The following is a 14,225-nucleotide window of genomic DNA, read 5'->3' as shown; positions in this document are numbered from 1 at the left end:
ACCTGAAGAAAAAGTCGATCACCATGGGTAAAGGATGTTAAAAAGTGTTCACCATGTCCCCGAACACCTGTCTACCATGTCCCCGGACTGTACACTTGCGGGAGAGGGTTAGGGTGAGGGGCCAGGCGCACTCTGTTTAACCCGCCAACACCGCAAACACCTTCTCAATCGCATACGCGCCCGGATCTTTCACGCCATCCAGACTCTGTTGATTAAGATACGCGGAACGCCCCGCTTTGGCGCTCTGCATCTGCGCAGTGGCGTCGGCGCCTTTCTGCGCCGCTTCTGCCGCCGCAGCCAGCGACTCGCCCGCCACTAACGCTTCCAGCGCCGGTTGCAGCGCATCCACCAACGTACGATGACCCGGCTGCGCGCCGCCGTAATGTTTCATGCGCTCCAGCCCGTGCATCAAGGCCTGCGGCAGCGCGCTGCCCTCTTCCAGCTGCTGGCCGGCGCTGGTGAACAGAATTGACATCAACACGCCGCTCGATCCTCCCATCACCGTCGCCAGCTGCTCGCCAATCAGCGCCAGCAAGGTTGGCAGCTCATCCAGCGGCAGCTGTTTTTCCTGCAGGCCGCGCTGAATTTTCTTCGCCCCGGCGGCAAAGGTTGAGCCGGTATCGCCATCGCCCACTTTGGCATCCAGCGCGTTCAGCTCGCTTTCCAAATCGATCAGCGTCTGCGTGACGCTGGCGACGATGCGCGCCACCTCCGCATTCTCAGAGGCATCAAAATCCAGCACGCTGCCGATTTTCTCTGCACGTTGCAGGCTGATCGGCGCAAAGTCATACACCGGCACCCAACCCAGCACCTGAACCGGCGCGTTTAACGCTTCAAGGAACGGCTCCTCCAGCGCCAGCAGCGTCAGCGAAAAACCTTTCATATCCAGCGCGCTGACCAGCGTTGCCGGCCCCAGCAGATGCGTGATGCGTGCCGCCAGCGGCGACTGCAACACTTCACGCGTTAACAGCGCCAGCTCCAGCTGCGAGAAGCCACCGAGATTGTTGATCAGCAACAGCGCTTGCTTGCCGTCCGGCAGCGCATGCGCCAGTTTATCGGTCATGATGCTGGTGATTTGGCGGCTGTCTTGCGTATCCAGCGTGATTACACCCGGCTCGCCGTGAATGCCCATGCCGAGCTCGCTGTGCCCGGGCTCGACGCGCTCATCGCGTTTTTCGCCCGGCACATGACAAGTGGCGAAAGCCAAACCAATGGACGATGTGGCATCAATCGCACGCTGTGCCAGCGCTTTGACCTCATCCAGCGATTGTCCCTGCTCCGCCGCAAAGCCAGCGATTTTGTGCACCAGCACAGTCCCGGCGATACCGCGCGGCTGCGGGTTTTCCGGCAGCGCGATATCATCCTGCACCATCACCAGCTCAACTTTGTAGCCGAGGTTTTTGGCTTTCTCTGCCGCCAGACCGAAGTTAAGACGGTCGCCGGTATAGTTCTTCACAATCAGCAGGCAACCGGCATCGCCGGTGACGTTAACAATGGCGTTCAACACCGCATCGACGCTCGGCGAGGCGAAAATATCGCCGCACACCGCCGCCGTCAGCATGCCTTTGCCGACAAATCCGGCATGCGCCGGTTCATGGCCAGAACCGCCGCCCGAGATCAGCGCCACTTTGCTTTTATCCCAGTCCGAACGCACCACCACGCGAATCTCATCACCGAGATCGAGGCGACTGAGGTTGTGCCACGGCGTACTCAGCAAAACCCCTTCGATGGCTTCGTTAACCAGATCGTTTTTCTCATGCATAAAAAACTGGCTCATTGCATCCTCTCCATTGGTGTTGTCGTCCTACAAGGTAGCGTATGTGCGTAAAGAATAGGCGCAGCGAAGTGCGGAAATGCAAAGGGCGGCACAAGCCGCCCTTTAATTCAGACTATTACCGCTTATAAAGCGATACGCAGCACGCTATCTGGATTCTTTGGTGGTTCTTTGCGTGAACCCGGCTGCTTGATGCTGACAAACAGGGTTTTGCCATCGGCGGAAAGCGCCAGGCTGTTTGGCAGGCCCGGCGCTTTCACCGTACGTTTTACTTTGTAACTGCTGGCGTCGATGATACTGATTTCGCCCGCTTTACGGTGCGTGACGTACAGCTCATCACGATCGGCATTAAACAATACCGCCAGCGATTCCGGCACATCGATCTTGTGGATCACCTGCTGGGTGCGGGTATCCAGCACCAGCACCTGCGGTTGTTTTGAGTCGCTGAGGAAGGCGCGATGGCCTTTGGTATCCAGCGAGATATTGAGGAAGAAGTGATCGTTGTCGCCATCGATTTTCTGACGCTTTTCAATCGCGTTCAGGCGCGTATTGATGGTCACCAGTTCGCCATCGGAGTTAGTGACGTACAGTTTTTGCGCCGCAGAATCGATCGCTAAACCGGTGCCCATTTTGCCGGTGTTCGGCACGGTGCTGATCAGTTGCAGGGTTTTGCCATCCACCACCCACACCACGCTCTGCTCACCGAGGCCGGTGATGTAGACGCGATTGGTCGCCGGATCAACCGCCAACTGGCGCGGCTGCAGCGGACGCACAGTTTCACTGCGCTTACGACCATCCAGCACCAGCGTGTTGATCACTTTGCCGCTGGTGGCATCCACTGCAGTCAGTGCAGCATCGCGCGTGTTACCGAAATAGAGCGTGTTGGTTTTCTGGTTGATCGCCGCGCCAAAGGTCGGCAGATCGGTGTTGATGGTTTGCTTAACCGCCAGATCCTGCGGATCGAGACGATAAACGGTGCCGCCTTTTTTGTCGGTGGTGCTCTGCGCGGTCGCCAGGAATAGCGCGTTATCGCTGTTGCTGAACGCCAGTTCGTATGCGCCTTTTGAGATCGCCTGGTTCAACGGCTGAGACTCCGCCGCCATCACCGCAGAGGTTGAGAACAGCGCCGTTGCCAGCAGCAGTGGACGCAGCGCCCACGATTTTTTATTCGCCTTCATAACTTCTCCATAGCAAAAACACCGCCTGATGGCAGTGAAGTGAAAGCCCGACATTACAACCAATGTTAAAAAGACAGCCCGAGGCGAGCCGACGAAGGATGCTACTTTTTGAGAATAGTAATCATTTCGAAGGGAAAGTGACAGGATTTTATCCACTTACAAACGCCGCCAGGGCGCCCGAAGGCACCCTGTCAGCACAGAACGTTAACGCAACTTATTTGGTCAGTTCGGCAGTCATGTGCACGCCGTTGTTGAAGTTGGCTTCGGTCACTTTATAGGAAGCACCAGCTTCGTGCGCCTGAGCAGCGATTTGCGCTTCTGCACCATCCAGCGTTGAAGCGGTTGCAGTGATACTTTGCGCAAAGCTAGCGAATGGCAGAACGGTCAGAGCAACAACAGCAGCAAAAGTTTTGATAGATTTCATGGTCAATTCCTTAATGTACGTTTGATTGAGTAAGGCGTCATCGCCTTGTTGAGAGATATAATAGGCGCAGAATTGATCAGTAAAAAGCGGAGAGATTTGCCGTTGTCATTCGAATATTTTGAACATAAAAAGCACGTTTGGATTAACCTTTGTGCAAAGGGTTAAAAATCTGACATTTAATTAAAAGGCAGGATATATGGCTGCGATAGGCACAGCGCACATCTCTGTAGCGGCGCGATTAATCGCGCACCTTTCTGCCTTATATAAGGTCAAAGACGCGCAATAAATTGCGCCGCTACGGATTGCAGACGCATCAGCCGTGATGACGAACGCGGGTGAAGATGGTGATGGCCGCCAGCAGCATCAGCACGCCGCTGGCGAGGAACACGCCGCCAGCGCCTTGCAGATCAAACATCCAGCCGCCGGCTGCGGCACCGGCGGTGATCGCCAGCTGAATGGTGGCGACCAGCAAACCGCCGCCTGATTCCGCATCGTCCGGCACCGCGCGGGAGATCCACGTTGACCACCCGGTTGGCATCGAACCAAACGCCAGGCCCCACAGCGCCACGCCCGCCGCGACCAGCCACGACACCTCGCCGAAGCTCACCAGCAGCAGCGCGGTCACGCTCATCACCAGCGCCATCGCGGTTAACGTCAGCGATACACTGCGCGTCACCAGATATCCTGCCAGCGAAGTACCGAAGAAGTTCGCCACGCCAAACGCCAGCAGCACCAGCGACAGCTGATTGACGTTCAGCTGCGCGCTGCCTTCGAGGAACGGACGCAGATAAGTAAAGAAGGCGAAGTGGCCAGTAAACATCATGATCACCGCCAGCATGCCCCAGCGCATCACACTTTTACGCAGCAGATCCAGCACGCCACCGCTGCGCGCTTTATTAATCGGCGGCATCGCGGGCAAGGTGAAGAACTGCCACAGCAGCGCCAGCACGCCTAATGCAGCGGTCAGAATGAAGATGTTACGCCAGCCAATAATGCCGCCCAGATAGCTGCCGAGCGGCGCAGCAATAATGGTCGCCAGCGAAATACCGCTAAACACGATGGACAGCGCGCGCGGCACCTGATCGCTCGGCACCAGACGCATGGTAATCGCGGTCGAGAGCGTCCAGAAGCCGCCAATCGCCACGCCCAGCAGCACGCGGGCCAGCAGAATCATCGGCAGATTCTCGGCAAAAGCCACCAATAGCGCCGAGGCAATCAGCAGCAGCGTAAAGGCCAGCATCACCACGCGACGATCGAGCTGGCGCGTCACGTTGCCAATCACCAGGCTGGTGAGCAGCGCCACCAGCGCAGTCACGGTCACGGTTTGTCCCGCCTGCCCTTCGCTGATACGCAGCGTGTCGGCGATCGGCGTCAGCAAGCTAACCGGCAGAAATTCTGCGGTAATCAGGCCGAACACGCCAAAGGCCATGGCAAACACCGCGCCCCACGCCGGTTTATCCACGTCTAACGGTGTTTCGACTATTTCAGTATCCAAGCTCATCTGTGATCCCCATCACAAAATATTTAGCGTTAAGCATAGTGACTGTTCACCAGACGATCTATGATGCAGAAACTTTGTTTTTTGATTATTCGTCTGGGATTGGTATGAGCCGCTATGAAGATCTGACCAGTGAACTGCTGATGGGCATGCGCCTGTACGGCGTCAGATACCAGCGTATCGCGCTGCACGCGCCTTTTGGCCTGCAATATGACGACGCGCCTGGTCGCGCGCAGCTGCATTTTGTTGGGCGCGGATCATTACTGATTCGCTCGGCGTCAGGCGTGATCTATCCGCTGCAGGCCGGCGATGCGCTGCTGATCCCGCACGGCAAACCGCACGCGCTGATCTCCAGCGAAGAGGCCGTTTGCGAACCCATTTCGACGTTTAATAGCCGCCCGATTTGCGCCAGCGTCTGCGCCATCGACGACAGCACCGAACTCTGCCCGGATAACAGCGATGTGATTCTGTTCAGCGCCTGCATGGCGTTTGAACTGGGCGGCATGCAGCCGCTGGTGCACACCATGCCCGACGTGATGCTGGTGAGTACGCTGCTGGCGCAGTATCCGGAAATTCAGCCGATTCTCGATGCGATGGAACGCGAAACGCGGCAGCGCAAAGCCGGTTTCGCCGGGATTTTGTCGCGGCTGGCGGATGTGGTGGCGGCGCAAATTGTGCGGGGCTGGGTGGAGAACGGCTGCGGCAAAGGCAGCGGCCTGGTGCAGGCGCTGCGCGATCCGCGTCTCAGCCTGGCGATGGCGGCGATGCATCGCGCACCCGGCGAAAACTGGACGGTGGAGCGGCTGGCGCGCGAATCCGGCAGTTCACGCTCGGTGTTTGCCGCGCGCTTCCAGACGGCAACCGGCATGACGCCGCTGCGCTATCTTACCGAGCTGCGCATGCGGCTGGCGGTGGAACGTATCGTGAACGAGGGCGAAGCGGTGGAAAGCGTTGCCTTCCACCTCGGTTACGGTTCGCTGGCGGCGTTTAGCCGCGCCTTCAAACGCATTGTTGGCACGCCACCCGGCGCACTGCGCGCCGAACGCGACATGCGTTAACGGAACACGCTGATCGCTTCCACCAGACGATTGGCCTGATGCTTCATGCGACCGGACGCTTCGGCGCTTTCCGCCACGCGCGCGGCGTTTTGATGGGTGATTTCGTCGAGATCTTCCACCGCCGTGCTGACCTGCGTTAGCGCGATGGCCTGCTCGGCGGTCGCGCCGCTGATTTGCGCGATCAGCGCAGTGACATTCTGCACCTGATCGACAATCTCCTGCATGGTGTGCCCAGCGGCATCGGCGTGGACGCTGCCCGATTGCACGCGGCTGGCGCTGGTTTCTACCAGATGTTTGATTTCGCTGGCGGCTTTGGCGCTGCGTTGCGCGAGATTGCGCACTTCACCGGCCACCACCGCAAAGCCTTTGCCCTGCTCACCGGCGCGCGCGGCTTCCACTGCGGCGTTGAGCGCCAGAATATTGGTCTGAAAAGCGATACCGTCAATCACGCTGGTGATGTTGGCGATGCGCTTCGAGCTGTCGGCGATCTCCGCCATCATGCCCACCATCTCCTGCATCACTTCGCCGCCTTTGATCGCCGCATGACTGGTGTTTTCCGACAGCCCATTGACCTCTTTGGCGGTATCGGTGTTGCTCTTCACCGTGGCGGTCATTTCGTTCATGGTGGCGGCGGTTTGCTGCACGTTAGCCGCTGCTTGTTCGGTGCGGCGGCTCAATTCGTCGTTGCTGCGCGCAATGGCATCGCTGGCGCTCAGCACGTTGATCGCCTGGCCGCTGACATCATCCACCAGCCAGCGGAACATCAGACCAAGCTGGCCGATCGCCCGCAGCGTCACGCCAATCTCATCAACGCGGTCGATCTGCTCCACTTTATGGCTGGCGCCGGTCGCCACGCTCAATGCCTGACGGCACATGCGCTCCATCGGACGTGAAATTTGCTGCTCCAGCCACAGACTCGCCAGCAGTAAAAGGCCCGCCATGCCGCCGGCAAAGCAGCCAATGGCGAGAGGTGCAAGGCCCAGCAGCCAGACGCCAATCACCGAGAGCGGCAGCAGCGTTAATAAGGTTGAGCGGATGCGCCAGCGCAGCGGCAGAGTTTTCAGGATCGAGCCCAGGCGACGCCAGCCGGTGCCGACCATCAAGCCTTTATGGAAACGGCGTCCTTTGACGCGCCCTTCGCGGAAGTCGCGGTACAGCGCTTCGGTCTGGCGAACCTCCTCCACCGACGGCTTGGTGCGCACCGACATAAAACCCTGCACCTTGCCTTCACGCACCACCGGAATGGCGTTGGCGCGCACCCAATAGTGATCGCCATTTTTACGGCGGTTTTTCACCAGCGCCGTCCACGGCTCGCCCTGTTTGAGGGTCGCCCACATATCGGCAAAGGCTTCCGGCGGCATATCCGGGTGGCGCACCATGTTGTGTGGCTGGCCATTCACCTCTTCCGGACTGAAGCCACTGACTTCAATAAAGGCATCGTTGGCATAGGTGATGTAGCTGTTGAGATCGGTAGTCGACATCAATGTGGCGTCATCGTCAAAAGCGAATTCACGCTGAGTGACGGGCTGGTTGTTACGCATGTGTGTGTCCTTGCAATACGCAGGCGAAAAGAAGCAATCGATAATACTTTTTTATCTTTTCGGCATCGTACGGCTTGAGCTTTAGCACCAGTTTCAAATTCAGGGCAATAAAAAAGCTGCTTTGCAGCGGCTTTCACACTTTTTCACTTAGCTCATCGATTAACCGGGTTTTACAGTAAACCAAATCAATCTTTAATTAAAAACCCAGTTAGCAGACCTGCAGCGCAAAGGGCGCAGAGAGATGGGATTTCCCAAAGCCATTTGTGTTGCAGGAAGGCGGCAAGCTCGCTCATCCCCGGGAGCAGAGTGAACTCTGTGACCGGGGTGAGTGAGCGCAGCCAACGCACCTGCAACGCAAAGGGCGCAGGGAAATCAGAATTGCCAGCGAACCCCCACGTTATACCGCCACCCTTTGGCACCATTACCATCAATCTCTTTGCGATAATCCGCCTCGGCGTAGAGTGACACATCCTTCTGCAGGGTTGCGGTGCCGCCGGCGCCCACTTCCCACATCTGTCCAAACTTGCCGCTGCTGAAGGTGGCGCCAAACGCCGGATTATCCACCGAAGACACTGACGTATCCGCAGAGCCGCCCCAACCTTTGTAGTAGTTCGCGCGCAGATAAGGGGTGTATTGACGATTGCTGTCGTCGGTCCACGTACGATCGAGGCGCGCGCCGAGACGACCAATAGTTTGGTTATAGTCGCCGTAACGCACGTTGTTGCCGTCTTTATCGGTGAAATCATTCATATTCAGCTTCATGTACATTAGCTGCGCCTGCGGCTCAAGCTTGTAGCCATCGCCCAACGCAAACGGATAGCCGCTCTCCAGCGATGCCGTCCAGCCGTGGCCTTTCAGCTTCGCTACTTCTTGCGTGCGGGCGATATCGGTTTCGCCGCGATGCCAGTCAAATGACAACACACCGTCCAGATAGAAGCCGCTCTGACGCTGCCAGGTGCCGTAAAACGCCAGGCTGTCGCTGTCGAAAGTGGTGCTGCTGTAACCGTCGGCCGCATGCGGACGAATGCGCGTATTACCGCGCGTATAGGCTAAACCGCCGCGCAGGCTATCCTGCTCGCCATCGAGTCGCAGCAGATTGCCGCCCACCTGCACCGCACTGTAATCAAGGTCAAAGTCATAACCGAAGTCACGGAAACTCTTATCGCTCTTGTACTTCAGGTTCGAGCCGATATAGCGCAGGAACATCTCGCCGCCGTTGCCTTGCGGACGTGTCTGCTCGTGGCGCAGTTCACCAAGACGTTTATGCAGATCGTCGATAATCGCCGAGGTGTAATAGGCCAGGCCAACCGGTGCCGACACATAAGATGGCACCTGCGGCACCACCGCCGGACGCGAATCGTAGCTTTGCGGCGTGCCAAAGGCATCGGTGACGAAGGTCGGCTGACAGTTAGCGCTATCCTCACACACGTAGTAGTTCGCCAGACGGTAATCCCAATAGTTATTGCCGCTGCCGCTGACTAAACGCTGGCTGGGATCGCTGCTGCCCGGTGCAAAGGTGTAGAGCCGATATTGCCACGGCCCGGCACCGAGATAGCCATCCTTCAACGCGAAGCTGTTGGCGCTGGCATTACCGCCTACCTGCGCCAGCGAGATCCCTTCGTTGCCCTCTACCCCTCCATTTTGATTGAGATCGGTGAGTGCGCCGATGCTGGCATCCGCCAGTTTCACATTCACCAGCGTGGTACCGCTGGCATTGCCGGTGACGTTAATGTGGTCGGTGAACTGATTGCTTAGCGCACCACCCTGGTTGAGGTTAGTGACCAGATTGAGCTGGCCGCCGCTCGACGCCAGCGAGCCAGCAATATCCAGCGTGTTGCCCGGTGAACCCGCGCCGTTGGTGAGATCCAGCGTACCGGCGTTGTTCACCAGCAGCGAATCGGCGGTGCCGCCGGATAGCGTCGGATGCACGTTATCGCCGGCATACAGCGTGGAATCCGCATCGACATTGATGGTGCTGTGCGCCAGCTGCAGGTTATCGGTTAGTGTCCATTGGGTATTGGCGAAGTTGATGGTGCTCCAGCCGCTACCAAGATTAACGCCTTTGCTGAGATCGTCGGCGCTGAAGCTGCCGCCGCGCGCGCCAATCTGATTGAAGGTCAAGGTGTTGCCGGTGCCATTACCGCTGGTGAGATGGTAGGTGGTGCCGAGATCGACATTGCTCACTTCAGCGGTGTTGTTGTTGTCGTTGCCCATGGTCAGGCTGCCGTTGAGCGTTCCGCCCGTCCAGCGGAACCGATCCGATCCGCCGCCCGGATTGATATCGCCCTGCACCGCGCCTTCGGTCAGCAGAATTTCGTCATCGGCGTTGCTGCCCGCTACCGCCACGGTTTGTGGATTGGCGGTGATAATGTTGCCGAGGTTCTCGAAGATGGTTTTACCGCCGCGCAGATCCACCACCGGCGCCGTCAGGCTGTTGGAGGTGAAGTTGCCGGTATTGACGATGGTGCCCGCCGTGCTGGAGACCAGCGCCGATCCGCCCGCCGCATTATCGATATCGACGTTGGCGGCGGTGGTGACATTGCCGGTGGTATTGGCGCGAATACCGGTGCCGCCTGCGCCGGTAACATTAAATTGATAGCCCGACCCCAACGTCAGATCGCCGCGGGTGGTGGAACCATCGGCATTGGCGATATTCAGGCCGCTGCCGCTGCCGGAGACGTTGGTGGTCACCGTCGAAGCCGGATCAAATGGCACAGCGGTGCGAATCCCGTTGCCGTCGCCGACGTTAATGGTGAGATTGCTCAGACCAACGTTGCTCAGTTCGGCGCGGTTTTCGATGCCGTTGCCACTGCCCAGCACGTTCACCGTGGCGTCGCTGGCGCTGAGAGCGGTCGCACCGCTGTCCAGCAGGATGCCGTGCGCATTGCCGCGCGTGGTGATCACCGTGTCGCTGCCGGTAAGCGCCAGCTGCGCGCCGTCGCTGATGCGCACGCCCGCGATACCGTTATCGACATTGATGGTGCCGCCTTTCGCCAGCGTGCTGCCGCTGCCGGAGACATCCAGCCCGGTGCCGTTGGCTACGTTGACCACGCCGTTGTTGGTCAGCGTGCTGCCGGCGCGCGAACGGATCCCAATATTGTTGCTGCCGGTGAGGTTCACATTGCCGTTGTTGACCAGCTCTGCGCCGTTAGTGACATCAAAACCCATCGCGCCATTGCCCGCGCCGCTCACATTGCCGTTGCTGGTAACGCGGGTGGCCGCTGACGTGCCATCCAGCGCGTTGCTCAAATCGGTACGCAGATTATTAATCAGCACGCCGACCGCGTTGCTGCCGCTGAGATTGATGCTGCTGCCGCTATCGAGCGTGGCGTTCGCACCGCCCTCAGCACGGATCGCCGTACTGCCTTGGCCGCTGGCGGTGAAGTTGGCGTTGCTGCTATTCAGGCTGCTGCCGCTGCCGGAGATAATCGCGCCGGTGCTGTTGCTGGCGCTGGCGGTGAGGGTGGTCGGCGTGGTGAAACTCAGCGCCGCGCCGTCATCAATGCGATAGCCGGTTGAGCCGCTACTGTTGATATTTAACGCATTGGTGGCGGAGCTAATGCGCGATCCGCTGCCCGCCGCGTGATAGGCAATTTGGTCACTGTTGTTGAATACCGGCGCTGAACCGGCGGCGATATTCACCAGCGCGCCGTTGAGCGCTTCCGCCCCAATCGCGCCGGCGCCGTTGAGATTCAGCGTGCCACCGTTCAGGTTGGCTACCGCGCGATTGCCGCTGGCGCTGACGCCTCGGCTGCGGTTGGTGGTGCTGCCGCCATTAACATTGATGGTGCCGGTGTTATTGGCGGTGGTGGCAAAGGTGCTGCTGCCGCTGTTCACCGCGATGCCGGTGCCGCCATCGTTGATGTTGATATTGCCGCTGTTGGTGCCGGTCGCACCGCTCTCGACGCGAATGCCGGTGGCGTTGGCGCCGCTGAAGGTGATATCGCCGCTGTTGGTCAACTGCGCGCGATTGCGGGCCAGATAACCAGTCAACCCACTCTGCGACGCATTCAATGACGCCGCAGAGTTCAGGCGGGTGCTGGTCACCGGCGAGCCGCTGTTTCTGCCAAAGATATCGTGTTTTTGTCCGTCAACGATCGCGCCAATTGCGTTGCTACCGGTGAGATTCATGGTGGTTGCGGCATCAATACTACCCGTTGCACCCCCTTCCACCGTGATGCCATTGGCACCGCTGCCGCTGACGTTGATCACCGCCGCATCGCTGCTCACTTCGGTGCCTGCGCCGCTGCCGAGTACGGCGGTAGAACCGGCACCCGACGCGGTGAGCGACAAGGCATTACCGTTGAAGTCTGCGCCCTGCTCAACACGAAACAGCGTGGAGTTCTGCGTGGTGACATCAAACGGATTGTTGCCCAGCACGTTAATCAGCGCATTGGGGCCGTAGGCAAAGAAGGCGATCTGATTGGTACCGTTAGAAAAGGTCGGCACGGCAGCCGGGTCCACGGTCACCGTGGAATTGCCGCGCGCATGTACGCCAATCGCGCCATTGCCGCTGAGATTGATCGGGCCATCGACGGTGGCCTGCGCCGTGCCGGTTGCACCTTGCCCTTCCACCCACACGCCATAGTTGCGCGTGCCGCTGGCAGGATCGGCGCCGCCTGCCACGTTGATGGTGCCAGTTGAGGTGGCGCTGGCGGTGTTACCATTGGTCGCCAGCACTTTCAGGCCGGTGCCGTTCACGCCATTCAGGTTAATGGTACCCGCGTTATTGATGTTGCCGGCACTGTTGGTCACCAGCATGCCGACGTTTTCACGCGGAATGGTGGCAGCCGCACCGTTCACATTGATGGTGCCGGTGTTGATCATGGTGGCGTTATTTGCGCCGGTCGCCGACATCCCCGCCGCATTTTGCGTTCTCGTGCCGAGGGTAATGCTGCCGTTGTTAACCGCGTTGCCGTTGGCGACCAGGGCGATACCGCTGGTCAACCCGCTTTGGTTCATCGCGGTATCCGCAGTCGCTTCACCCAGGCTGTTTTGCGGTCCGCGACCAATGTAGATATTGCCGCTGGCGTTATTGGTGAAGCTGGAAGTGGCGTCGGTCAGTAACACGCCAGACGCGGTGCCGCGCGCGCTCGAACCGTTGATGCCGACGTTGATATTGCCGCTGTTATTGGCGGTGGAGGACACGCCAAGATTGATGCCCGCCACGCCATATTGTGAATTTGCTGCCGGTGGTGGCGAGGTTGAGGATGCCGTTGTTGTTAAAGGTGCTACCGGTTTGCACGGCTACGCCGTTGGCACCGTAGCCGGTCGAACCAATGCCGGTACCATCCTGACGATTGAGGAAGCCGCCGTTAATTACCCCATTATTGGTTCCACTGCTGTTATCGGTTAACACCAGCGCCGTGCCGTTATTGGTGATGCTGCCGCGACTCGCCAGTTTGCCATCAATCACCGCTTGCGCGCCGTTGGAGGCTTTGATCGCACCGCCCGTCGCGCCCACCACTTCCAGCGTTTTACCCGCCGCCAGATTGACTCTCGCGTCCGCGCCATTGGCATTGATCACAATGCGATTGCCGATCGCCTGCGTCACCTCGTCTGGCGGCGTGGCGCTAACGTTGTAGACGATGTTGGCATTGGTGAAGGTGACGGCTTTGTTGAACTCAGGCAGATAACGGGTTTTATCAAGATTGCCCGCCTGCAGCTGACCGATCAGCCAGTTGTTGTAGTTTTGCAGCTGGCTGGCGTTGGTGACGGTAAAGCTGGTGCTTTTGCCATCCAGCGTCTGCACGCTGAATGCGCCGTTGTAGGTGGCGAGGTTTTGCAACTGATAGCTGCTGGTGGCCGATTCCGCGCCGTCCGGCGTGGCGGTGGCACCGAAAAAGCTGATGCGGTTATTGCTGTTCCAGTTCACCGTGCCAGTGCCGCTCACATCAAACAGCTGTGTCTGTTTGGCGGCCATGGTCCAGCTATTGGTGCTGGCGCTGCTGAGCGCATTCGCCTGGCCGATATTCACATCCAGCGTACCGCCGGTAACATCCGCAATGCGCGCATCGATGTACTGCGCATCATTGACGTTCTGCACATCCGGCACGCTGGTGGCGCTGGTGACGGGCGCTAAGGCGACGAGACTGGCGGAGTTATATACCTGGAATGTGCTGTTGGTGCCGGTCGCGGGATCGGGCGTAGTGATCGCAAAGTTTTGCGGGCCGGGATCCAGGCGATCCTGATTGAGATACTGCGATCCAGAAGTGATCGCCACTTGCCCGAGCGTGGTGGTGACCGCGCCATCCGTTCCTGCCGTGAATGCCTGATTGCCGGTCAGGGTTTCATTGCCGCTGCTGACGGTAATTTTACCGGTTTGGTTGTCATTATTTTCTGGTGTGTAAGTCCCCAACGTAACAGCCTGACTTTGCATTGCTGGATAGATCAGCAATTGCGCCGCCAACATCCCTAATGCGATAGGATTTAATGTAAACCTCATACTTCCTCCAGTGGGCGTGCAGCGTCCGCGCTGTTATTGCAACAGCGTTAAATTCTTCGCGTGGGGATAAAGCGGCAGATAATGACCAATCCCGTGTAGCAATCTAATTTGAGAACAACTGTGTGAAGAAATACGGTGCAGTGAAAAAAGGGATGGAATTGTTGTTATATATTAATTGGCTTTAGGTATAGACTTTTTCGCTGGTGAGTGCAAAAGACAATTATGAGTAACCTGTTGTCATCTCGGGGAATTAATTGCGATGCAGGTTGGATATTCTAAATAATTTGAGGCCATTTTAAATATTAGG

8 protein-coding genes are annotated in these 14,225 nt (G+C 58.4%); 1 reads left to right on the top strand and 7 read right to left on the bottom strand.

Annotation, left to right across the window (positions count from 1 at the left end; translation table 11 throughout):
• Positions 1 to 136 precede the first annotated feature (136 nt).
• The 4 genes from DEU53_RS20155 to DEU53_RS20140 all read right to left on the bottom strand — a co-directional run bounded on the left by DEU53_RS20155 (position 137) and on the right by DEU53_RS20140 (position 4,877).
• Positions 137 to 1,777 (bottom strand): dihydroxyacetone kinase subunit DhaK, encoded by a 1,641-nt coding sequence (locus DEU53_RS20155; RefSeq protein ID WP_110868172.1) that lies wholly within the window; start codon positions 1,775 to 1,777, stop codon positions 137 to 139.
• Positions 1,778 to 1,899: 122 nt separating this feature from the next.
• Complete coding sequence (locus DEU53_RS20150) at positions 1,900 to 2,952, bottom strand: YncE family protein (RefSeq protein ID WP_110868171.1); 1,053 nt, start codon at positions 2,950 to 2,952, stop codon at positions 1,900 to 1,902.
• A 214-nt stretch (positions 2,953 to 3,166) separates the two neighbouring features.
• A complete protein-coding gene (locus tag DEU53_RS20145; RefSeq protein ID WP_007888545.1) occupies positions 3,167 to 3,376 on the bottom strand; it encodes a DUF1471 domain-containing protein in 210 nt (69 codons plus the stop codon).
• Positions 3,377 to 3,689: 313 nt separating this feature from the next.
• Positions 3,690 to 4,877 carry an MFS transporter gene (locus DEU53_RS20140; protein WP_101763035.1) on the bottom strand — a complete coding sequence of 396 codons (1,188 nt, stop codon included), beginning with the start codon at positions 4,875 to 4,877 and terminating at the stop codon, positions 3,690 to 3,692.
• A 104-nt stretch (positions 4,878 to 4,981) separates the two neighbouring features.
• Here DEU53_RS20140 and DEU53_RS20135 point away from each other — a divergent pair, with 104 nt between their 5' ends.
• Entirely contained in the window at positions 4,982 to 5,932 is a 951-nt protein-coding gene (locus DEU53_RS20135) for an AraC family transcriptional regulator (RefSeq protein ID WP_110868170.1), read from the top strand.
• On the opposite strand, the gene DEU53_RS20130 is transcribed toward DEU53_RS20135, so the two are convergent.
• From DEU53_RS20130 to DEU53_RS23220, 3 genes are all read right to left on the bottom strand, one after another.
• Complete coding sequence (locus tag DEU53_RS20130) at positions 5,929 to 7,473, bottom strand: PAS domain-containing methyl-accepting chemotaxis protein (RefSeq protein ID WP_110868169.1); 1,545 nt, start codon at positions 7,471 to 7,473, stop codon at positions 5,929 to 5,931. The genes DEU53_RS20135 and DEU53_RS20130 overlap by 4 nt on opposite strands.
• A gap of 372 nt (positions 7,474 to 7,845) precedes the next feature.
• On the bottom strand, positions 7,846 to 12,642 hold the full coding sequence (locus DEU53_RS20125) for an autotransporter outer membrane beta-barrel domain-containing protein (protein ID WP_233501820.1): 4,797 nt from the start codon (positions 12,640 to 12,642) through the stop codon (positions 7,846 to 7,848).
• Positions 12,602 to 13,918 (bottom strand): hypothetical protein, encoded by a 1,317-nt coding sequence (locus tag DEU53_RS23220; RefSeq protein ID WP_233501818.1) that lies wholly within the window; start codon positions 13,916 to 13,918, stop codon positions 12,602 to 12,604. Before DEU53_RS23220 ends, DEU53_RS20125 begins: the two co-directional genes overlap by 41 nt.
• Positions 13,919 to 14,225: the final 307 nt, after the last annotated feature.

Origin of the sequence: Pantoea sp. AG1095, from assembly GCF_003208415.1 — a bacterium.
In the GTDB taxonomy this organism is placed as follows: Bacteria; Pseudomonadota; Gammaproteobacteria; order Enterobacterales; family Enterobacteriaceae; genus Pantoea; species Pantoea leporis.
The sequence above is the reverse complement of the archived record's forward strand: the minus strand, read 5'-3'. Positions and strand labels throughout refer to the sequence as shown.